Below are 22,943 nucleotides of genomic sequence, written 5' to 3'. Positions count from 1 at the left end.
GCGTTATTAGTCTTTTTGTGGGCAATGAGGGGTTCGAACCCCCGACCCCCTCGGTGTAAACGAGGTGCTCTGAACCAGCTGAGCTAATTGCCCTAATCCTGGGTGCGAAGATACGTTTAGAATTTATATTTACAAGCAAAATATAAAAATAAATTAATAATAATTTAGCCCTAATCCCTTTCGTACTCACTGACAGCGCGTTAATATAAATAACCATGACCACTATTTTTTTGTAATGAATCACTATAGTATTATATTTGCATTATAAACAGCAAATAATGGCAAGGTTCAAAGAAAATGATTTACCAAAATCAAAAATTACTGCAAGTTCTCTCAACAAAGCAACTCTTATATTCAAATATGCAGACAATCACCGATGGAAGTTTTATGTAGGATTAGTTTTTTTACTACTTACAGGCGCTACAGCTTTGGCTTTCCCAAAATTGATGGGAATGTTAATTGACAGCGTGAAGAATAAAAGTTATTCTGATGCCAATAATATTGCTTTAATGCTGATTGGCATTCTTTTTATGCAATCTATTTTTTCATTTTTTAGATTATCCTTATTTATCGACTTCACGGAACATACTTTGGCCAACCTTAGACTGTCATTATACAGTAACTTAGTTAAGTTGCCCATGTCTTTCTTTTCGCAAAAGCGGGTTGGTGAATTAAACAGTAGAATCAGTTCAGATATTACGCAGATTCAAGATACTTTAACTTCTACTATCGCTGAATTCTTAAGACAGCTGATTTTAATCGTGGGCGGGGTGGCACTGTTAGCAACCGAAAGTATCAAATTAACTTTATTGATGTTATCAGTTGTTCCATTAGTTGCCGTAGCAGCAGTCATCTTTGGTCGGTTCATTCGCAAATTTTCAAAAAGCGTTCAGGATCAGGTAGCGGAAAGCCAGGTCATCGTTGAAGAAACAATGCAGGGAATTAGCATCGTTAAGGCTTTTGCCAATGAATGGTACGAAATAGCACGTTACGACGGAAAAATAAAAGAAGTAGTAAAACTAGCCATCAAAGGAGGGAAATATAGAGGTTATTTTGCTTCCTTTATTATATTTTGCCTTTTTGGAGCGATCGTAGCTGTCGTTTGGTTTGGTGTTCGATTGAGCATCAGTGGAGAAATGAGTGTAGGGCAATTGATTTCATTTGTGTTGTATTCGACGTTTGTAGGTGCTTCTTTTGGAGGAATAGCCGAATTATATGCTCAAATCCAAAAAGCAATTGGAGCCACCGAGCGTGTCTTTGAATTATTGGAGGAAACTCCAGAAAAAATCAACTCAGAGAAAAATACTGCTTCGCTTGAAAAAATAAGAGGAAATGTCACTTTTAAAAATGTTGCTTTTAGCTATCCATCAAGAAAAGAGATTAAAGTATTGAAAGACGTAAATTTTACCGCAAATTTTGGTCAAAAAATCGCCATTGTTGGTCCTAGCGGAACTGGTAAGTCAACTATTGCGTCATTATTATTACGCTTTTATGATATTGATTCAGGTGAAATATTAATAGACGGAAAAAATATTTATGATTTTGAGTTAGAAAACCTTCGTGGTAATATGAGTATAGTTCCGCAGGATGTAATTTTATTTGGTGGAACCATTAAAGAAAATATCGCTTACGGAAAACCAGATGCTACAGAGGAAGAGATTCTTATGGCTGCCAAACAAGCAAACGCCTTTAACTTTATCGAAGGATTTCCTGAAAAATTTGAAACTATTGTGGGAGAAAGAGGAATTAAACTCTCTGGAGGTCAAAGACAGCGCATTGCCATTGCCAGAGCGCTACTTAAAAATCCAAGTATATTGATTCTCGATGAAGCTACGTCTTCACTAGACAGTGAAAGTGAAAGATTAGTACAGGAAGCTTTAGAAATTTTGATGCAAGGAAGAACGAGTATCATTATTGCTCACCGCCTTTCTACAATTCGTAGTGCCGACCAAATATTAGTTCTTGACAATGGCGAAATAACAGAACAAGGTACGCATCAAGAACTAATGACTTTAGAAAATGGAAAATATAAAAATTTAAGTAATTTACAATTCAGTAATTCTTAAAATAAAAATAAGTGTAATAAAAAAACTCCAATCGTAATGATTGGAGTTTTTTCTTTGCTGTAAAATATATTTCAGGAAATTTCATTCAAATAGAACTAGTCGTTCTGTTTTCTTCTTTTTTGCTCTGCCTTTATCAAATCTAACTCACGACTGGTTTGTCCAGCTACTGACGTGTTTTCTTCTGCACGACGAATCAAGTACGGCATAACATCTTTTACAGGGCCAAAAGGTAAGTATTTTGCAACATTATAATTATGATCAGCTAGGTTATAACTGATATTATCACTCATACCGTATAATTGACCGAGCCATATTCTATCATCCTCCGTATCTATTCCTTTTGACTTCATGTGGTCAATTAAATTATAAGTGCTTTCTTCATTATGAGTACCTAGAAAAAGAGACATACTGTCTAGATGGTCAATCATATAATCCACTGCATCATCATAATTAGCGTCTGTGGCGTCCTTTGATGCACAAATTGGTGTCGGATACCCTTTCTCTTTAGCCCGAGCATTTTCTTTCTCCATGTAAGCGCCACGAACTAACTTCATTCCAATAAAAAAGCCTTCTTTCTTTGCCTGTTCGTGTAGCCTTTTTAAATAATCCATACGATCCCACCGATACATTTGCAAGGTATTGAAAACAATTGGCTTTTCTTTATTGTATTTGCGCATCATATTAGTAACTAACTCGTCAGCTGCATCTTGCATCCAGCTCTCTTCTCCGTCAATAAGTAATGCTACATTTTTTTTAAGGGCTTCGCTGCAAACCAAATCAAAACGAGCCACAACTTTATCCCATTCTTCTTGCTCTTTTGTTGTTAACTTTTGTTTTTCTCCTAATTTTTCATACAATTCGAAACGCCCAAAACCGGTTGGTTTGAAAACAGCAAAAGGTATTGATTGACGTTCTTTTGCAAAATCTATAGTTTTTAAAGTCATCTCTAATGCAGCGTCAAACTGATGTTCGTCCTCTTTTCCTTCTACTGAATAATCCAATACCGCAGAAACTCTTTTGGTATGCATTTTATCAACAACAGAGAGACAATCTTTCACATTTATACCTCCACAAAAATGATCAAAAACAGTGGCACGTATCAACCCCTCCACCGGAAGATTAATATTCAGTGCGAAATTAGTAACCGCCGACCCGATTTTAACTAATGGCTCGATGGAAATCATTTTAAAAAGAAAATAAGCTCTATCAAGTTCTGTATCGCTTTTTAATGCAAAGGCCACTTCTGTATTGTTGAATATTTTTTCCATGTTGCTCATTTCGTTATTATTATAGCTTGTGTGTTACAAAAATAAAAAAAACCTATGGATTAAATCTCATATTTTACTATTTAATATAAATTTAATAATTGACTGTTAAATGCCTGTTTTACAGGAGACGAAGGTAACTATGTTTTCGATTTCCATACAAATAATCTCTGGCTTATGAATTTTCGTCGAAAAATCGTACTTATGGCTGCTTCCTCAAAACAATTGTGGTTGACATTTAATCTTTGTACCGCGGTTAGTAGGATTTCTTTATATTTGTAATTAAAGATCTTACAATTGGTTTAAAATTAGTCCACGAACAAATTGTTATCTAAAAACCAAGGTTCAATAATTTAAATTGAACAATGCTCATTCTCTTATTAGAAAAAATAAAAGTTGTTTTAATATAAAAACCTCACGAAAAATAATAATTATGAAAACGCAGCAGAAATTTTAAATCTAAATTAAAATTAAATACTAAATAACCCCATTAGATAATTAAAAGCCAACTCTCGTACTCAAAAAATATTTTCACTAATTGTTATATCCAGATGGAAAATAGGAGTGATTTTTTGGTTAGTATCTAGTAAAAAATACCTTATTTTTGCACTCTCATTTAATTAAATAAGATGCAAACGATTCAAGCCAACAATTATCCGATATACTTTAATGAAAAAGGGTATAATGCTTTAAACCTTCACCTAAATTCAACTAAGTACTCTAAGGTATTTATCATAGTGGATAGCAATACTAATGAATTGTGTTTGCCAACGTTTCTGCCTTATGTAGAAACAGAGCTTACGATAGAAATTATTGAATTTGAAGCGGGTGAAGAAAATAAAACTATTGAGACTTGCGTCCAAATTTGGAATGTTTTAACAGAACTTGGTGCAGATAGAAAAAGTCTTGTTATAAATCTTGGAGGAGGGGTTGTCACTGATTTAGGTGGTTTTGTTGCATCAACATTCAAGCGAGGTATTGACTTTATCAATATCCCTACCACCCTGCTTTCTATGGTAGACGCTTCTGTAGGTGGGAAAAACGGGGTTGATTTAGGTAATTTAAAAAATCAAATAGGTGTTTTTAACCTGCCGGTGATGGTAATCGTAGATACGCAATATCTTGAGTCGCTTCCACAAAACGAAATGCGCAGTGGTCTAGCAGAAATGCTAAAGCACGGTTTAATATACGACAAAACCTACTGGGAGCAATTCCTTGACTTAACGACTATTGATTTTGCGGATTTCGATGAATTAATATACCAATCTGTGGTCATAAAAAATGAAATAGTTACTCAAGACCCGACGGAACAAAACATACGTAAATCATTGAACTTTGGTCATACATTAGGTCATGCGATTGAAAGTTATTTTCTTGAGAATATAAATAAAACGACCCTATTACACGGCGAAGCAATTGCAGTGGGTATGATTTTAGAAAGCTATATCTCTTTAGATAAAGAATTGATAAGTACAACCGAGTATCTTCAAATCAAAACAACTATAAAATCCATTTTTGATGATATCGTGTTTGTTGAAAATGACATTGAACCGATACTTGAATTACTTATTCACGACAAAAAAAATGAATACGGTACCGTACAATTTGCACTAATAGAGGGTATAGGTAAGATAAAAATTAATCAATCTGTTGAAAATGAATTAATTCTTAAAGCTTTTAAGGATTATAAATCTTAATTATTTTTAGTTTAAAAGGATTGGATTACGTATATATTATTTTTTACATTTGCTACAATGAAAAACAATAAAAAACAAGGGCATTACAGTTCAAATGAAAACCGGAACAATAGGTCTTTTTTAAGAAGATTGAAATGTCTTTTTTTCGATCAAAGAATATTTTTGTTTTAATCTTTTTCCTCATTTAAAATCAGATCACGAAAAACTTCAAATAATTTATGCTAACATTAGGGTTTGAAAATTAGTTTAATTCGTAATCCATTTCAATTAATCTAAAATACTACAATCTTAATGAATACAAAATATTCAGATTTAATAAATCAAACTTACTATTTTCCACAAGACGAATTTACTTTAAACAAAGACAATCTAAAATTTCACAATGTTGATTTGATGAAGCTCGTGGAAGAATATGGTACACCCTTAAAATTCACTTATTTACCTCAAATTTCAAATAACATCAGCAAGGCCAAAAACTGGTTTCGTAAATCGATGGAAAAAAATAAATATGAGGCAAAATATTATTATTGCTATTGTACAAAGAGCTCCCATTTTGAATTCATAATGAATGAAGCTTTTAAAAACAATATTCATGTTGAAACTTCTTCCGCTTTCGATATTAATATTGTTGAAAATTTGATGGCTAATGGAAAAATAAACAAGAGTACTTATGTGATATGTAACGGTTTCAAAAGAGATCAATACATTGAAAATATTTCCCGTTTAATTAATAACGGGCATAAGAATACAATCCCTATTATTGATAATTTTGAAGAATTAGATTTACTTCAAGCCGAAATTAAAGGAAAATTTAAAATCGGAATACGTATCGCCTCTGAAGAAGAACCAAAATTTGAATTTTATACGTCCCGCCTTGGAATTGGGTATAAAAACATTGTAAATTTCTACAAAAAACAAATTCAAGATAATGATAAATTGGAACTTAAAATGTTGCACTTTTTCATCAATACAGGTATTAATGATACGGCTTACTACTGGAATGAATTAGTGAAATGTATAAAGGTGTATATCGCATTAAAAAAAGAATGCCCGGGATTGGACAGTTTAAATATTGGTGGTGGATTTCCCATCAAAAATTCTTTGGCGTTTGAATATGATTATCAATACATGATTGATGAAATTATCAATCAGATAAAAATTGCCTGCGATGAAGCTGAAGTTGACGTTCCACACATTTTCACTGAATTTGGTTCTTTTACCGTAGGTGAAAGTGGAGGTGCGATCTATCAAATTTTGTATCAGAAACAACAAAATGACAGAGAAAAATGGAATATGATTGATTCTTCTTTTATCACGACTTTACCTGATACTTGGGCAATTAACAAACGTTTTATTATGTTGGCCGTCAACCGCTGGAATGAAACATACGAGCGCGTTTTACTGGGTGGTTTAACTTGTGACAGCGATGATTACTATAATTCTGAGCAAAACATGAATGCTATTTATTTGCCAAAATACAATAAAGAAAAACCATTGTACATCGGATTTTTTAATACGGGAGCGTATCAGGAAACAATTGGTGGATATGGAGGTTTACACCACTGCTTAATTCCGCAGCCCAAACACATCTTGATTAATAGAGATGAAAACGGGATAATCGCAACGGAAGTATTCTCAGAACAACAAACATCTGAAGACGTACTAAAAATTTTAGGTTATGATAAAAATAAATAATTAAATACACAATTAGTCAATTTAAAAATTATTATATTTGAATTTAAGCATTCAATGAATTGATTTTTAAATCTTTAAATCCAATAAAATGAGTAAAGGACCTATCAGTCAGTTTATCGAAAAGCATTATTTGCATTTCAATTCTGCATCTTTAGTTGATGCTGCAAAGGCATACGAACAACAATTAACAAATGGTGCCAAAATGATGGTCAGTATGGCTGGAGCAATGAGCACCGCCGAAATTGGAAAGATTTTTGCCGAAATAATCCGTCAGGATAAAGTGCATATTATTTCTTGTACAGGGGCAAATCTTGAAGAAGATGTAATGAACCTAGTTGCTCACTCTCATTATGAAAGAGTACCACATTATCGAGATTTGACTGCTCAGGATGAATGGGATTTATTAGAAAGAGGATTGAATAGAGTAACAGATACTTGTATCCCTGAGCATGAAGCTTTCCGTCGTTTGCAAAAACACATCTATAAAATATGGAAAGATGCTGATGATGCAGGTGAACGTTACTTCCCACACGAATTCATGTACAAAATGTTACTTTCTGGTGTTCTTGAAGAATACTATGAAATTGATTTAAAAGACAGTTGGATGTATGCTGCAGCTGAGAAAAATTTACCCATAATTGTACCGGGTTGGGAAGACAGTACCATGGGAAATATTTTCGCATCTTATGTAATAAAAGGAGATTTGAAAGCATCTACAATGAAATCAGGAATTGAGTATATGGTGTACTTATCCGATTGGTATCCAAAAAACAGTTCTAAGGGAATTGGTTTTTTCCAAATTGGTGGTGGTATTGCAGGTGATTTTCCAATTTGCGTTGTTCCAATGCTGTACCAAGATATGGAAATGCACGACGTCCCATTTTGGAGCTATTTCTGCCAGATTTCAGATTCAACAACAAGTTATGGTTCTTACTCTGGAGCTGTGCCGAATGAAAAAATTACTTGGGGTAAATTAGATATAAATACTCCAAAGTTTATCATTGAATCTGATGCTACAATTGTAGCACCTCTTATTTTTGCTTATTTATTAGATCTATAGAATATCCATATGAAAAGAGTAATTGTTGATTACGCAAAGCTTACCAATGAAATTTTAAGCCTTTTAGTGGAAAAATTTCCTGATGGATATGATGATTCAAATATCGTTCGATTTAGAAATGGTAAAAACGAACTAGTTGAAGCAGTTGAAGTACGTACAGATGACACTAATTATTTAGTTAAAGTAAGTACTAAGTTAGCTGATCGAATTGAAAACTATGACGAAGATGAAGAAAACGATGATGTTATCGAACCGGTTATTCCTGTTAAACCGCCAGGTATGGATGATGACATGAACGAAGACGATGATGACGATCGTGATGATGACGACCATCGAGACGAACCAGATGTCGATGACGACGATGAAGATTAATTTCATGTAAAAAAACAAAAAAGGAACTCTTAATCGAGTTCCTTTTTTTTATCAAATCGATACCCTATTTTTTTCTCACAATTTCTATCGAATTAATACTAAAAGGTCCTACCCCAATAAATGATTACATCCCAAATATTACATGACTCTTTAAAGGAAAATTTTGGATTTGAAAAATTCAGAACCAATCAGGAGGAAATTATAAATACTATTTTGTCCGGTCACGATACTTTAGCTATTATGCCTACCGGTGGCGGAAAATCAATTTGTTTTCAATTACCCGCCCTTTTATTTCCTGGAATTACAATAGTAATATCACCGCTTATCGCCTTGATGAAAGATCAAGTGGACAGTTTGAAAGCAAACGGAATTGAAGCCTGTTTTATTAATAGCAGTCAAACAAGCGGCGAGCAGCAAATGCACATTGAAAACCTAAGGGACAATAAAGTCAAGATGGTCTATGTAGCTCCCGAAAGTTTGTCTTATTTAGAAAATGCATTCAACCAAATTGCCATAAGTCTTATAGCAATAGATGAAGCACATTGTATTTCTTCTTGGGGACATGACTTTAGACCTGCTTATATCAACCTCGGATATTTAAAAAAACGCTTCCCTTCTACTCCAATCTTAGCTTTAACTGCCACTGCAGACAAAGCTACACGTAAGGACATTAGCCAACAATTAAATTTAATAAATCCGAAGTCTTTTATCTCTTCTTTTGATCGAAAGAACCTCAGTTTAGAAGTACGTCCAGCATTAGACAGAGTGAAACAAATAATTGACTTCATACGCGCTAAGCCCACCGAATCAGGAATAATTTATTGCTTAAGCAGAAAGACAACGGAAGAACTTGCCGGAAAACTTAAAAAAGCAGGCGTAAATGCAAAGGCATACCACGCTGGTTTTGACACTGCGATTCGATCGAAAACCCAAGACGATTTCATTAATGACGAGTGCCAAGTAGTTTGTGCTACGATTGCATTTGGTATGGGAATCGACAAATCAAATGTGCGCTGGGTTATACATTACAACTTACCCAAAAATATTGAAGGCTATTATCAGGAAATTGGTCGTGCCGGACGCGATGGTTTGCCCTCTGAAACTATTTTGTTCGAAAGTTACGGTGATGTAATCCAGTTGCAAAAATTTGCTTCTCAAGGCTTAAATGCTCAAGTGCAACTGGCTAAACTAGACCGAATGAAACAGTATGCCGATGCCTTGAGCTGTCGCAGAAAAATATTACTGTCCTATTTTGGCGAACTAGTAACCGAAAATTGTGGGAATTGTGATATTTGTAAGAACCCGCCTGAATTTTTTGACGGAACGATTATAGCGCAAAAAGCATTGTCTGCCATTATGCGTTTGAAAGAATCAGAACCCTTACCTATTATCATTGATTTCTTGAGGGGATCAAAGAATGCTTATATATTCGAAAATGAATATCAAAATCTAAAAACATACGCTATCGGAAGTGACATATCGTGGTACGACTGGAATCAATATATCATTCAACTGATCAATCAGGGACTTTGTGAAATCGCATTCCATCGACAAAATAAAATCCGTCTAACATCATTAGCGCGTGAAGTTTTATTTGAAGGAGATAAGGTGCAGTTGACCACAGTTCAAAAAATCAACACGGAGAAAACAGAACTGAAAGAGACCAAAAGCAAAGCGGCAGTCAATTCTCTTTTTGAAATACTACGAAGATTGCGTTATGAAATTTCTAAGGAAGAAAGTGTTCCCGCCTATGTGATTTTTAGTGATGCCGCTTTACGTCAAATGGAAACAATAAGGCCCATGAGTGATGCTGAATTTATCACAATTGACGGAGTAGGAAAAGCAAAACTAGAAAAATATGGGGATGCCTTTATAAAAGCAATTATAACATTTACAAAAAAAAAAAATGAAAAACCTAAGAAAGAAGCTGTTACCTACAAAGAAACATTAGTACTATTTCAAAATGGATCTACAGCAGGAGAAATTGCCCTAAAGCGTAAGCTAGGAATAGGTACTATTATGTCTCATTTGGCAAAATTATATTTAGATGGAGAGACGATTGATTTATATCAATTTGTTTCTGAAGACGAGGTTAATTTGATCGCTAAGGCAAAGATCAAGTTAGAAAGTCCAACTACTTTAAAACCGTATTATGATCATCTCAATGAAAAAATAGCCTACGACAAAATAAGAATAGCTTTGGCGATTATTGAAAAGAAAAAAGCAACCATTAATCTATTAAAATGATTACTTCATTTTCACATTTTGTAAATTCTCAGACAGAAATTTTAATTTTAGGAACAATGCCTGGCATTGCCTCTCTTGAAAAGCAAGAGTACTACGCACACAAGAGAAATCATTTTTGGAAAATTATGTATACTCGTTTTAGCAGTTTACCGATCTCAGAAATTTTTACAGCAAAAATAAAACTGCTACAAGAGAATAGCGTGGGACTATGGGATGTTTTAGAAAATTGTGAACGCAAAGGAAGTTTAGATGTTCATATAAAAAATCAAAAAGAAAATGATTTTGAAGCTTTATTTAAACAATACACTGGCATCAACAAGGTCATTTTTAACGGAAAAGACAGTCACCGATATTTCGTTAAAAAATTCGGTCAAATAGAAGGCATCACGTATTATGTGATGCCTTCAACTAGTCCTGCGAATACAATGTCTTTTGAAAACAAATTAAAAATTTGGTCCACTTGCTTCGAATAACTTATAAATACCTTTCTTGAAATATTTTTTGATGATGCATTTGGTGTGCAATAGTAGTAAATCCGATAGCGCGCACTGAAACGGGACTATTCGAAGCAAAACCCATTCTAAGTAGTTGTTCTGCTGAAAAACTTTTAAACAGTGCTATAGTGGACTGTCTCACTAACGCCATTTCTGTTAGCAAACCTTGCAAGTTCCTTTCATTCGCACTGGTATTATTAACATAATCATCTTCCTCAAAACTCGGTAAAGGCGTTTTATCATTTCTAGAGATGCGCATGGCACGGTAACTAAAAATACGTTCGGTATCTATTAAATGTTGAATGATGTCTTTTATAGTCCATTTTCCTTCCGCATAGCGGTAATCAAATTTATCCATAGGGATATTTTGAACGAATTTGATAAAATCATGAAGGGATATTTCTAATTCTTCTAGTAAATCAACATCCTCTAAAAGTTGAAGATAGGCCGAATATGAGGGAGCATATTCGGTAATTGGTAATTGGCTTGATTTCATTTTTTTTATATTTATGCTGAGTTTCTACTTGCGTTTGTATTTCCAAAAAGAGAACGCATTACTATTTTTTCATAGACTTTGATTAAATTTTCATCTGGCACACTTTCTTTATTTAATTCGTTAATTCTCAATAATGCATATTGTTGTATTGTTAACAGTGGTAACACGATACGCTCTCTAATTTGAATTGATGCTTTACCGTCAGCGTAGTTTTCCATAAGCTCTTTATGACCTGCTATTTTTAGTAATAAACGTTTAGATTCTAAAAATTCATCGTAGATGATTTGCCAAAATTCTCCAAATTCAGGATCCTTTTTCATGTAGGCCGTTAACGGAAAAAAAGATTTAGTAATAGACATCATACTATTTTCTAATAGTGTTTTAAAAAATAAAGAGTTGTCATACAAGTCTTGGACCTTGTCCCATTTTTCTGTATCTTCAAAATGTTTCAGAGCAGTTCCTACCCCAAAGAATCCTGGAACATTTTGTTTCAACTGACTCCAAGAACCCACAAACGGAATCGCTCGTAAATCTTTAAAATCTAACTTTTCTGACTTACCTCTTTTAGACGGTCGGCTTCCTATATTAGTTCTAGCATAATATTTTAAAGTACTCATCTGCTCCAAATAGGGAATGAATTTAGGATGATTTTTAAAACTCAAATATTTTTTATATCCTAAATTAGCTAATTGCCCCATCACGTTCTGTTCATCAAGAGATAATTCATTCTTCTTTTTACTAAACACTTGATTTGTAACGCCCGCGCTCAATAAATTTTCTAAGTTATAACGGCAGGAGTCTAAAGTCCCAAAATTAGAACTGATTGTCTGCCCTTGAACGGTAATTTGAATCTCTTTGTTCTCGATATTTGGACCTAAAGAAGCATAAAACTTATGCGTTTTACCTCCTCCACGTGCTGGCGGTCCGCCACGTCCATCAAAGAAAATCACTTTTACACCATATTTTCTTGAAATTGCCGTAAGTGCTTCTTTCGCTTGATAAATACTCCAATTGGCCATTAAATAACCTCCATCTTTTGTACCATCTGAGAAACCAAGCATAATCGTTTGCTTCATCTCTCTATTTTCCAAATGAGTCGCATACATCGGATTCGTATACAACTGCTCCATAATATTGTGAGCATTCAGTAAATCCTCAACCGACTCAAATAATGGAACAACATCAACTGTTGGCTTTTCCCAATCGCTTAAACGAATCATCGCAAAAGTTTCGAGTACATTCAGCGCACTTTCGTTATTGCTTATTATGTATCGGTTAGCACCAAATTCCCCATTCTTTTCCTGAATAACTTTTATCGCTTGAATCGACTCAATAGTCGACTTTGTTATTTCATTTTCAAAATCATTCGGATCAATATTGCCCTTCACATTGGAGAGGACCTCAAATTTTTCATTTTCAGTTAAATCATAATAGTTTTTAGGAAAAATACATGAATTTGAATTTACATAATATTCAAAAATATCTTTAAAAACGCTGTCATGTATTCTACTATTTTGGCGGATATCCAAAGTGGCAAAATGAAAACCAAATAAATTCACTTTAATAAGAAGTGATTCCAATTGATCCAAATATAAAGATTGATGATACTCTATAACAATTCTCTTTATCTTATTTAATTGCGCTTTAAACTCCTCTAATGTGATGTAAATATCGCCCTTAGAATAGAAAACAGAACGATAAAGTTTATGTTCAAGTTCAGATACCAAAAAATCTACACCTGAGAAGGTTAACTTTCTTTTTAAACTTCTAATTTCAATATAATAGCACTTCAGGATTGATGTTCGCAATCGCTCTGCCACATTTAAAGTAATATCGGTTGTAACAAACGGATTTCCATCACGATCGCCACCAGGCCAGAACCCTAGTTTTATCAAAGCGTTTTGAATCGATTCCCCACGGAATACATTTTTTTGCAAGTAATGAACCATATCACCTGAGGTACTATAAAACACGTTTTCAAGGTACCATATCAAACTAACTGCTTCATCAAATGGATTTGGCTTTTCGTTTTTTATAAAAGGCGTTTTACCCAATTGCGCCAGCAGCTCTTTTATATTAAGCAAATTATTTTCGCGTATTGCGTCCGTTAAATCATTAATGATACCCAAGACTGATCCAGGATAAAACTGAGTAGGGTGTGCCGTTAAAACAGTTCTGACATTAAAGTTTTCCAGAAAATCAATTAACTCCTCTCTCTTTCCTTTAGCATCTGCCTTTTCTTTAATATCCCTCAACGACCCGCGACCCTCCATATTATTTACAATAGGGAAAGCGGCATCTTCAACAGCATCAAAAAGAACAATTTGACGTTCAATATATTGTATAAAACGGAACATGATATCAATTTTCTCTAGCTCATTAGTAATGTGTGAATATTTATTCATGAAATAATCCACAATTTCCTTTGGAGTCTGCTGTTTTTTGAAACCACTTTCGCACACATCTGTAAACAAAGGAAGTAAAGCCCCTGTATTATCTATAGAATCAAATGGCAATGTAATAAATACACTATTATAAATATTGTACTTAGAGAGTACGTTTTGATTGAAACGTTGGATTTTTGGTAGCGTATACATAGTTTTGTTGTAGTTAGTGTAGTTTAGCTTAAAATAGTTATAAAAAAATAACCTCAAGAACTAACTTGAGGTTATATTAAAGTATAGCGCACAAGTAAGTTTATTACATGTTCTTAAATATAGTATGCATCAAGCGCTTCTTATCATTAATACTTTCTTCTAATGAAATCATGGTTTCTGTTCTATAAACACCATCAATATCATCAATCATAAAAATAACATCCTTAGCATGTTTTGTGTCTTTTGCTCTAATCTTACAAAAAATATTGAATTTGCCTGTAGTCACAGAGGCCACGGTCACAAAAGGAATCTCATTAATGCGCTGTAAAACGAATTTAGTCTGAGAAGTATTATTCAGGAATACACCCACATAAGCGATGAAAGAATACCCCAATTTATCATAATCAAGTACTAATGACGAACCCATTATAATTCCTGCATCTTCCATTTTCTTAACCCTAACGTGCACGGTTCCTGCAGAAATCAATAATTTTTTTGCAATGTCAGTGAACGGAACTCTTGTGTTGTCAATCAACATATCTAATATCTGATGATCTACTTCATCTAAACGGAACTTACTCATACTTCTTTAATTAATATTTATAATTGACTAATCCAAAGTTTAAAAATATACATAAAAACAATAAATTGACGCAAAATATTATTTTTTTATCAATCCGTTAACAAATTTAATGCTATTTTCTAGATAAAAATCGGCTTTTTGATTTAATTTCGGAAAACCATCTTCATTATCTTTATATTCTGCTTCTTTTGCATCATATTCAAAATGACCGTAGTATCCCTCCAACTCTCCAATTTCCACAAAATAAGCATTAAAAAACAGTTGGTCTTCTATTAACTCCTCTTTGTATTGTGCAGCAAAATTCGTTAATTTTTTCAACACCATCATAATTTAATTTGACTATTTTTATAATAAAAAATCAATAAAACACGACTTTATTTTGAGGAATATTCAAGTATTTGCCAATTCCATTGTCAACTATATCGTTTTCGTCCAGTATAATAAAACTTGAAACTAATGCCATAAAAACATATCTTCTGGTTTGCTCCCTTTGATAATCATCCTTAAAATGTCCAGCCTCAAACAGTAAGGTAGGAACTCCAAGCGCCTGGAAAGTATCTCCAATACAATTTAAATTAAAAGAGTCATCAAATCGACCTACCTGGCCCGGTATGTACTTTTGTAATACGGCATTAATACCCGAAATAAGATTAATAGCCTTCAGTCGAGATTCGTTTATTTCTCGTTTCTCATTATAAGAGGGAGCCAGAAAAGAGACCGTAGCCGGTTTACCAGTACTTTCTACTCCAAAAATCGTACGCTGATCATGTAGATTGAAACAAAATTGAGGCTGCAGGGAATCAAAAACATCTCTTAATACCCTGCTTTCCGGCTGCGTCAAGTTTTGTGAGTCCCTATTTAAATCAACCTCATTTGCATTTACACGAGTATAAAGCTCTGCCCCATCAGGATTTAACATTGGAATACAACAAAAAGTAAACGTATGTAACAAGTCCGCAGCCAGTGCTGAACCATTATGCAGCAGATTTAAAAAGTCAAACAACGCTTTTGTAGTTGTACTTTCATTTCCATGCATTTGTGACCAAAGTAATATCTTGATTTTTCCTTCGCCAATTTGATATCTGTAAATCGGCTTTTTTAATACCGATTCACCAACAACTGAAAGTTGATTATTCGTGTTTAATTGTTGTAATATTGGTTCGATTGATTCTAAAGTAAGATACCTACCTTCAATAGATTGTTCCTTATTATCATCGGCTAATTGTTCTAAATCCATGGTGTATTATTTGATTTACAAAAGTAAACATCTTTATTTTTACAATTGTAAACAAGTAAATATCTGTTCATTTTAGAAATGTAAACAGCTATTTGCAGTCAGAGCAGTCGTTAGTCCCACTACTAATTAACAAATGTTATCGTTATTTATTAATATACTTAAAATTATGTTTATCAATGTTTTAAGTATAATTACTTAATCTATTTATTAAACTTAATTAGAAGTTTTTAGAGAGTTTACGCTTGTAATTTTGCTATTGTCGTTGGTTTGTGTTACATTTGTAATTAGATTAATTGCAACCGCTATTTACAATGGTAAACACTGAGGATTTTATTAAACGTCTCGAAATTATATTAGATTACTATGGGCTAAATGCTTCCGCATTTGCTGATAAAATAGGAGTGCAACGTTCCAGCCTGTCTCACCTTCTATCCGGCAGAAACAAACCAAGCTTAGATTTTATTCTTAAAATTCATGATGTTTTTCCTGATGTGGATTTGTATTGGATTCTAAATGGAAGTGGTAGTTTTCCAAAAAACAATGAACCTACTCGTAAACAAGAGACCAAAGTAGAAGATGTGATCAAAATAAATGCACCTTCTCCAAGTCCTGAATCTATTGCTACCGGAAATTTATTTTCGGAAGAAAATACCAATACCGATAAAAATAGAGCCAGATCGAAAAACGACTATATTCAAAACGCAGTTAATGAATCTATTTCAAGTGAAGTAGAGAAAATTGTATTCTTCTATAAAGATGGCACTTTCTAAAATTTTTACGTCAAACTAAAAAAGCCCTAACCCTTTTTTTAATAACAAGGATTGGTCTTTTTTAACTGCGAATAATTTTAAGTTGGAATTATTCTTTAAATCCCTTTTCGGGAATTTTACCTTCTACTCCTTTAAAATGCTTTTTTAAAATAGTCAGGTCTTCTTCAATATTTCCTATCGGCATTAGCGGAGCTCCAAGATTAACTTCTTTTTTTCCAAAATTAAATGCAACGGGAACTATAGGTACATTTGCTTTTAAAGCGATATAGTAAAACCCTGTTTTAAGTTGGTCTACTTTATTGCGTGTTCCTTCCGGAGCCACTGCAAGACGAAAAGTTTCTCTCCTGCTAAAAATCGCTGCAATCGAATCTACTTTATTGATTCCGCCTTTTCGGTCTAATGGTTCGCCTCCCATATACCTGAAGTAATAACCCAATGGGAAAGCAAATAATTCCTTTTTGCCTACAAAATTCATTTCTAGTCCTGTGATGGCTCTTGTAAAAACACCCAAATAAAAATCGTGTGCGCTGGTATGTGGCATGATCATCATCACGCATTTTTTAATATTCTCATCGATCGTGCCCACAATCTTCCAGCCCATAAGCCGGAAAAAGATCCATTTATAAATTTGTTTCTTCATTACTCTCTAATTTATTGCAAAATATATAATTTAAAAGTTATTTTTGATAAAAACCGTTATTGATGCTAAAAAAAGTACTTAGTTACCTTCTTCCAATTAAAATTCATACGGTAAAATCTGTTCTAAGTAAATCTATAGAGGTTATTTGGACTAACGGCGAATTAGTTTTGGATTCAGAAAATACTAATTACTCCTATGGCAACTTGCAACATGTTTTAAGATTGGGATTAAAAACCATAGGATTCAATAAGATAATTAAAATGGATCATATCTTAATATTAGGTGTGGCCGGCGGGAGTGTAGTAAAGACATTAGTTGATGAAATTAAATTTAGTGGTAGAATTACTGGCGTCGAAATTGATCCTGAAATTATCAAACTAGCTAATCACTATTTTAAACTGGATGAAATTGAGCAACTGGAAATCGTAATCGATGATGCTTTCGAATTTGTTTTGAAAACTAAAGAGAATTACGACTTGATTATTATCGATGTCTTCCAAGACACTAAAATGCCTAATTTCCTATATGAGAGTTATTTTATCAACCGCATTTGCTTTCTATTAAAAAGTAAAGGTTTTGTTCTTTTTAATACAATGTTATTGAATGAGCAGCACAACATTAGAAATAAAAAATATATTTCGGATTTTTGTAACACTAACTACAGCATAAAAACGATACCCAGAATTGAAATTCATAACGAGTTAATTGTAATAGAAAAGAAAATCTAAACCACATTAGTGAATTCCTTTTTTCTCTTTTTATAACTAAAACATATATTTTGTACTTTCGATTCGATCGATTGAAATAGTAAAATTAAATGTGATGAAAAAAATTATTCGCAAACTACTTTTAGGCATAGTTTCTAAAGAGGAAAGTCCAAGTTATAACCCCATAGAGAGAAGAATACAAAATATCAAAGCAATTTGGAATAACGATCATCAGGATGATAACGGAATAGAAAAAATTGTTCGTTTAATCCTCTCTTCTTCTCAGCTATTTTTCCCGGGTATTTATATTAAATATTTAGCTTCAAAAAGAGGGTCTGAATATGAAGATCTTGCAGTAGATTTCTATGTTTTACTAAAAGTGAGTTTCCCATTATTGATTTTAACAAATCACTGGCAAAAAAATCCTTTCATTCTAGGACTGATGGCTTACGTGATGTTAGAAACAATTCTATACATACCGACATTAATTTTTGCTTCTGATCTATTTTCAAAACCACGTTCCTATAAAAGATCGATGCTACTGCTTTTCTTTAATTATTTAGAAATGGTTTTCGGTTTTGCAGTTTTATATTCTTTCACTAATAATTTTAACAAACCTTTTACACATTGGTTTGATGTCATATACTTTAGTACGGTAACTTCATCCACAATTGGTTATGGTGATTTTTATCCCATTGACCCTTTTGGTAAATTTTTAGTCAGCATACAGTCTATGATTGTATTAATGTTTGTGGTTTTATTCCTTAATTTTTTCTCTACAAAAATAAAATCAAAAGGTTATTTTGAACAAGACAATAAGGAATAGTTTATAGCATTAGCCGTGCTTTTTCTAAATCTTCTGGAGTATCGATTCCAATACCTATGTGCGTTGTCTCGATCATTTTGATTCGTTTTCCAAACTCCAAGTAGCGTAGTTGCTCCAGTTTTTCGGATGCTTCCAATGATTTCATGGGTAAGCTGTAAAAATCTAACAGGGCTTGTTTCCTGAAGGCATAAATCCCAATGTGTTGCATGTAACGAACGCCAACATTTTTTTCTCTCGGATACGGAATCACCGAACGCGAAAAATACAAAGCAAAACCATTTTGGTCTGTGACTACTTTCACGTTATTGGGGTTGTTGATATCTTCCTCATCTTTAATTTCTCGCATCAAGGAAGCTAAATCAACTTCGCTGACAGCATCTTTTCTAAAGATCTCAATTAATTTCATTAGAGGTTCTGTATCGATAAAGGGTTCGTCCCCTTGCACATTAAGCACGATATCAACGTCTAGATTTTCGACTGCTTCCGCAATACGATCACTCCCCGACTCGTGTTCTTTGATACTCATAATGGCTTTACCGCCATTCGAAATTATTTCATCAAAAATTAAATTTGAATCGGTTACCACAAAAACATCATCAAACAAGTGCGTGCTTACTGCTGCTTCATAAGTTTTTAAAATCACCGTTTTCCCTCCAAGGTCTTGCATCAATTTAGCAGGAAATCTTGTGGAAGCGTAACGGGCAGGAATGACGGCTATTATTTTCATGTTAATACGTAGTTACTAATGCGCTAATGTACTATGATTTTTTTATTTTACTAATAATGCGTTTGGTCTTCATCCATTAATTCGACAATGATTTTTTTTTATTCTTAAAAAAAATCCGTAAAAACCAATTATGATCCCAAAACTGCAACTATTTTGCACGATCCTAATATCACTAAAAAAGAATAAAATAAAAATAATTAGTAACGTACATAAGTTCAAAAATAGTTCTTTTTATCAATAATTAATGCTACCTCGCTTGAAAACTATCCGAAGTAATGAATTTAAAATTACCTTCAAGCTTATTAAAAACACTACTCTCTGTTAATCAGCTCTTATTCCTTTTAATCAGCACAAATCTAAAAATAGAGAACAGAAATATGTGGCTGTCTTCATGGTCAAGCCCAAATTTAATCGAAATAAAAATATCCTGTTTAAATTAAATAAACCATTAGGGACTGTAAGTCTATAGATTTGGTTGGCAGACTTAAAAGACTGCACAGTTGTCATTATTATTTTCATTTAGGTTTCTGTGATATTCCAAATATTGATTTACATTATATATGTTAAATTACCCGTACTCCAACATACAAAACCTCTAGTCCAAAAATGAGGCCCGAAATATCTTTTTTTTAGATCTAGGGATTCGATTTTTAGTTTTCTTGTAGAACGCCCTTTCGGTAATTTAACCAAAGTAAATACATCCTGGGAAGGTCGATATTCAATATGCATGTGGACATGATCTTTTGGCACTACTCTTTTTACTATCTGAACGCCTTCCCCTCCATATATTTTTATCAAAATAGTTCTGCATTTCATTGTAATATCCCCATGCAAAACTCCACATATGCAATTTGTAGCGCAAACTAAATGAATTGTTAATCTTAATACCTTATGTTTTTTGTTATTTGAAAATACATATATTATCCATACATTTTTTAGAAGCTAAAAGCGAAAGGCATTAAAGTGCATGGGTTAATTATTTTCAGGACCAATAAATTTAAAGTATTTATTGTTTCAAACACAATTGACGATCTCAATATTGCCCGGGTGTGTAGGGAAGCAAATGTGATTTCCTTTCGAAAAAAACCTTTTACTCGGGAATTTACTTACTCGAATTATAAACCAAACAATTTTTTTTAAAACTTTTTTGAAACTAAGAAATGAAATAAAAAACTGCTGAATTATGTTCTTTTCGATAGTTTGAGTTATTAAAAATCAAGGTTTATTAAAGTTATAAGTAGCTTTTTTACTATTTTTTTTTAAAACCTTAAAACAAAAGTAGGACACAATTAAATTCAATTTATTTTTTATCAGCATACTTGTCCTTTCTTCACTTTTTACCTCTGGCTTTTTAGTTTGTAGTTATTGTTTTTTATTTTACGGATATAAAATAACCCATTACATTTATACGATAACTGATGCTCCATTTACATTGGAATCGCGAAATCAGTTTACTTATTTTTACAATCAAAGTGTAAAATAAAATTCTTTGTTACCGATGTAAGAAAAGTGTATCTTTGCAAAATACTATTTTACGTAAATTTATTGTGATTTGATTTTGTTATTATTATAAATTAATCATAATTATAACAACGAAATGCGAGTATAAAATAATTTATTGAATTTAATAAATTACCGTTGCGAGTATTACTGCACAATACCCTAATTAATGAGATTGATTGGAATTTCTGATTTGAGCGCGCTTCACACTTATTTAAAAAAAATCCTATGTACTTAAAGAGGTTTGAGATCAAAAAAAACATTCAAAAAACGGATGATAAAAATTTATCGTTTCGGGTTTTTGATCTCGATACGGCATTTATTCAAGATTATTTTCAACCACATAAAAAAGATCATTTTTGTATTATTTTAGTTGAGTCTGGAAATATCAAGGTACATATTGAGGATAAAATATATTTATTGAAATCAGGAAATATCTCTATTATATTTCCTGATCAAATCCATTTTTTTTCAAATCTGAGTACTGATTTGGTTGGCAAAATTATATTATTTGAAGAAGTATTGTTTTGTTCGGATATATTGAAAAATGAACTCAGTGCTTATAATGTTAATCTATCGGTACATCTTAATAATACTGCACTCTCTGTCCCAGAATTTGAAAAAGTCCTCCCAATTATAAAGAACATACAAGATATTTATAACGCCCCAAGCCTTGTTAAAAAAGAACAGGCTCGTTTTTACATCAAAATTTTTCTTTTAGGACTTATAGAATCGATACACGGCCAACATCCTGTTTTGCATCACGACACGCAAGGACCAAACCAAAATATTTATATTGCTTTTAAAAAACTTTTAAACCATCAATATAAAAGTGAGCGCAGCGTGCAATATTATGCATTAAAACTTTTTGTTAGTACTAAAAAGCTTAATGCTCTAACTAAAAAATATTCTGGCGAGACCGCAATAAATGCAATTCATAACCGCATTCTTATTGAAATTAAAAGACAATTATTGTTCTCTGATCACTCTCATAAAGAAATCGCATTTGATCTTGGATTTAGTTCACCATCTGCACTTAATAAATTTGTAAAAGCAAAATTAAAAAAAACGCCAACCGACCTTCAAAACGGATTGGCGCAAATTTATACCGCATAGTCTTGTTTATATAACATTACTCCCTCTCTTCATATATATCTTTGCACCATTAATTGTACCTAATCAAACAGATACAACCTGCTACTTCACAATAGTGATAATAGGATATTCATTTAGTTTGATTTCACAAATGGGAATCAGAAATAGTAATGCAACCCGTAATAAGTAGCTACTGCATAAAATAGCATTCTAGATTACCGAATTTTAATGGTGTGGTAATTTGACCGATACAATGAGCAGGAGGCATTATTTAAAAATAAAAAATATGAGCACAAATACATTAACAAACAATAATTTACTTGCTATTTTAGAGGAAAATAGACAACTGGCAAATCAGGTGAATCCGCAACAGATAAAGATTTTGGTTCACGAAATAAAAGTAGCCAAACGAATTTTTGTTATGGCTGCTGGGAGAAGCGGACTTGCATTAAAAATGGCGGCCATGCGGTTTATGCATTTAGGGTATACTGTTTTCATTGTAGGAGAAACGAATACACCTGCTATATTAAAAGGAGATTTGCTACTTCTAGCATCGGGGTCAGGAACTACTTCTTCCGTACTCTCCTCGGCTGAGAAAGCGAAGAGTCAACAAGCCACAGTTATTGCTATTACTGCTAATGCAGAAAGTAAATTAGCAAAATTGGCAGATAGTATCTTACTAATAAACGCAGCAACAAAAACAGACTTCGGTAGTTCCGTTTCTAAGCAATATGCAGGGAGCCTTTTTGAACAATTTACATTATTTATCCTAGAAGGTATTTTTATGACCTTATGGCAAGAATCAGGTTTGACCAAGGAAGCGCTATGGCCCAAACACGCCAACCTAGAATAACGATTTTTTTTATATT

At 33.0% G+C, this 22,943-nt stretch carries 20 protein-coding genes, 1 tRNA gene and 1 pseudogene; 12 read left to right on the top strand and 10 right to left on the bottom strand.

From position 1 onward, the window contains the following. Nucleotides 1-18: 18 nt before the first annotated feature. A tRNA-Val gene (locus A3SG_RS0108300) sits at nt 19-93 on the bottom strand. A gap of 185 nt (nt 94-278) precedes the next feature. Between A3SG_RS0108300 and A3SG_RS0108295 the strand changes: the two genes are divergently transcribed. After that, a complete protein-coding gene (locus tag A3SG_RS0108295) occupies nt 279-2,066 on the top strand; it encodes an ABC transporter ATP-binding protein (RefSeq protein ID WP_016989571.1) in 1,788 nt (595 codons plus the stop codon). Between the two features lie 95 nt (nt 2,067-2,161). Here the strand turns inward: A3SG_RS0108295 and A3SG_RS0108290 are convergent, their stop codons facing one another. Then, nucleotides 2,162-3,334 (bottom strand): proline dehydrogenase family protein, encoded by a 1,173-nt coding sequence (locus A3SG_RS0108290; RefSeq protein ID WP_016989570.1) that lies wholly within the window; start codon nt 3,332-3,334, stop codon nt 2,162-2,164. A gap of 626 nt (nt 3,335-3,960) precedes the next feature. Here A3SG_RS0108290 and aroB point away from each other — a divergent pair. The 6 genes from aroB to A3SG_RS0108260 all read left to right on the top strand — a co-directional run bounded on the left by aroB (nt 3,961) and on the right by A3SG_RS0108260 (nt 10,875). Further along, a complete protein-coding gene (aroB, locus tag A3SG_RS0108285) occupies nt 3,961-5,028 on the top strand; it encodes a 3-dehydroquinate synthase (RefSeq protein WP_016989569.1) in 1,068 nt (355 codons plus the stop codon). 291 nt (nt 5,029-5,319) lie between these two features. Next, nucleotides 5,320-6,723, top strand: a complete 1,404-nt coding sequence (locus A3SG_RS0108280; RefSeq protein WP_016989568.1) for a decarboxylase — start codon at nt 5,320-5,322, stop codon at nt 6,721-6,723. 88 nt (nt 6,724-6,811) lie between these two features. Further along, the gene (locus tag A3SG_RS0108275; protein ID WP_016989567.1) at nt 6,812-7,783 is read left to right on the top strand and encodes a deoxyhypusine synthase family protein; all 972 of its coding nucleotides are present in this window, start codon (nt 6,812-6,814) and stop codon (nt 7,781-7,783) included. A gap of 9 nt (nt 7,784-7,792) precedes the next feature. After that, nucleotides 7,793-8,155, top strand: a complete 363-nt coding sequence (locus A3SG_RS0108270; RefSeq protein WP_016989566.1) for a hypothetical protein — start codon at nt 7,793-7,795, stop codon at nt 8,153-8,155. 120 nt (nt 8,156-8,275) lie between these two features. Further along, nucleotides 8,276-10,402, top strand: coding sequence for a DNA helicase RecQ (gene recQ, locus A3SG_RS0108265; RefSeq protein ID WP_016989565.1), 2,127 nt, complete (start codon nt 8,276-8,278; stop codon nt 10,400-10,402). Beyond that, entirely contained in the window at nt 10,399-10,875 is a 477-nt protein-coding gene (locus tag A3SG_RS0108260; protein WP_016989564.1) for a DNA-deoxyinosine glycosylase, read from the top strand. Before recQ ends, A3SG_RS0108260 begins: the two co-directional genes overlap by 4 nt. Before the next feature lies 1 nt (nt 10,876). On the opposite strand, the gene A3SG_RS0108255 is transcribed toward A3SG_RS0108260, so the two are convergent. The 5 genes from A3SG_RS0108255 to A3SG_RS19430 all read right to left on the bottom strand — a co-directional run bounded on the left by A3SG_RS0108255 (nt 10,877) and on the right by A3SG_RS19430 (nt 15,809). Further along, nucleotides 10,877-11,392: a DinB family protein gene (locus A3SG_RS0108255; protein WP_016989563.1), complete on the bottom strand. Its 516-nt coding sequence runs from the start codon at nt 11,390-11,392 to the stop codon at nt 10,877-10,879. Between the two features lie 11 nt (nt 11,393-11,403). Further along, nucleotides 11,404-13,989, bottom strand: coding sequence for a phosphoenolpyruvate carboxylase (locus A3SG_RS0108250; RefSeq protein ID WP_016989562.1), 2,586 nt, complete (start codon nt 13,987-13,989; stop codon nt 11,404-11,406). Nucleotides 13,990-14,092: 103 nt separating this feature from the next. Next, the gene (locus A3SG_RS0108245) at nt 14,093-14,572 is read right to left on the bottom strand and encodes an Lrp/AsnC family transcriptional regulator (RefSeq protein WP_007139244.1); all 480 of its coding nucleotides are present in this window, start codon (nt 14,570-14,572) and stop codon (nt 14,093-14,095) included. A 78-nt stretch (nt 14,573-14,650) separates the two neighbouring features. Then, nucleotides 14,651-14,890 (bottom strand): hypothetical protein, encoded by a 240-nt coding sequence (locus A3SG_RS23115; protein ID WP_410500992.1) that lies wholly within the window; start codon nt 14,888-14,890, stop codon nt 14,651-14,653. A 40-nt stretch (nt 14,891-14,930) separates the two neighbouring features. After that, nucleotides 14,931-15,809: a M14 metallopeptidase family protein gene (locus A3SG_RS19430; RefSeq protein WP_410500991.1), complete on the bottom strand. Its 879-nt coding sequence runs from the start codon at nt 15,807-15,809 to the stop codon at nt 14,931-14,933. 311 nt (nt 15,810-16,120) lie between these two features. Between A3SG_RS19430 and A3SG_RS0108235 the strand changes: the two genes are divergently transcribed. Continuing rightward, a complete protein-coding gene (locus tag A3SG_RS0108235; protein ID WP_016989561.1) occupies nt 16,121-16,579 on the top strand; it encodes a helix-turn-helix domain-containing protein in 459 nt (152 codons plus the stop codon). Between the two features lie 88 nt (nt 16,580-16,667). Here the strand turns inward: A3SG_RS0108235 and A3SG_RS0108230 are convergent, their stop codons facing one another. Continuing rightward, nucleotides 16,668-17,219, bottom strand: coding sequence for a 1-acyl-sn-glycerol-3-phosphate acyltransferase (locus A3SG_RS0108230; RefSeq protein ID WP_016989560.1), 552 nt, complete (start codon nt 17,217-17,219; stop codon nt 16,668-16,670). 62 nt (nt 17,220-17,281) lie between these two features. Between A3SG_RS0108230 and A3SG_RS0108225 the strand changes: the two genes are divergently transcribed. Together A3SG_RS0108225 and A3SG_RS0108220 are read left to right on the top strand one after the other, a co-directional pair. Continuing rightward, nucleotides 17,282-17,947 (top strand): spermidine synthase, encoded by a 666-nt coding sequence (locus A3SG_RS0108225; protein ID WP_016989559.1) that lies wholly within the window; start codon nt 17,282-17,284, stop codon nt 17,945-17,947. Nucleotides 17,948-18,041: 94 nt separating this feature from the next. Further along, a complete protein-coding gene (locus A3SG_RS0108220) occupies nt 18,042-18,752 on the top strand; it encodes a potassium channel family protein (RefSeq protein WP_016989558.1) in 711 nt (236 codons plus the stop codon). Between the two features lies 1 nt (nt 18,753). On the opposite strand, the gene kdsB is transcribed toward A3SG_RS0108220, so the two are convergent. Together kdsB and tnpA are read right to left on the bottom strand one after the other, a co-directional pair. Beyond that, on the bottom strand, nt 18,754-19,479 hold the full coding sequence (gene kdsB / locus A3SG_RS0108215) for a 3-deoxy-manno-octulosonate cytidylyltransferase (RefSeq protein WP_016989557.1): 726 nt from the start codon (nt 19,477-19,479) through the stop codon (nt 18,754-18,756). 484 nt (nt 19,480-19,963) lie between these two features. Further along, nucleotides 19,964-20,400 (bottom strand): annotated as a pseudogene (gene tnpA / locus A3SG_RS19425) (IS200/IS605 family transposase). A gap of 807 nt (nt 20,401-21,207) precedes the next feature. On the opposite strand from tnpA, the gene A3SG_RS0108205 reads away from it, so the two are divergent. Continuing rightward, on the top strand, nt 21,208-22,095 hold the full coding sequence (locus A3SG_RS0108205) for an AraC family transcriptional regulator (protein ID WP_016989555.1): 888 nt from the start codon (nt 21,208-21,210) through the stop codon (nt 22,093-22,095). Nucleotides 22,096-22,360: 265 nt separating this feature from the next. Continuing rightward, nucleotides 22,361-22,927, top strand: coding sequence for a 6-phospho-3-hexuloisomerase (gene hxlB, locus A3SG_RS0108200; protein ID WP_016989554.1), 567 nt, complete (start codon nt 22,361-22,363; stop codon nt 22,925-22,927). The last annotated feature ends 16 nt before the right edge of the window (nt 22,928-22,943 follow it).

It is taken from the genome of Flavobacterium sp. ACAM 123 (genome assembly GCF_000264055.1).
Taxonomy (GTDB): domain Bacteria; phylum Bacteroidota; class Bacteroidia; order Flavobacteriales; family Flavobacteriaceae; genus Flavobacterium.
This window is presented reverse-complemented; position numbering and strand designations above follow the sequence as displayed.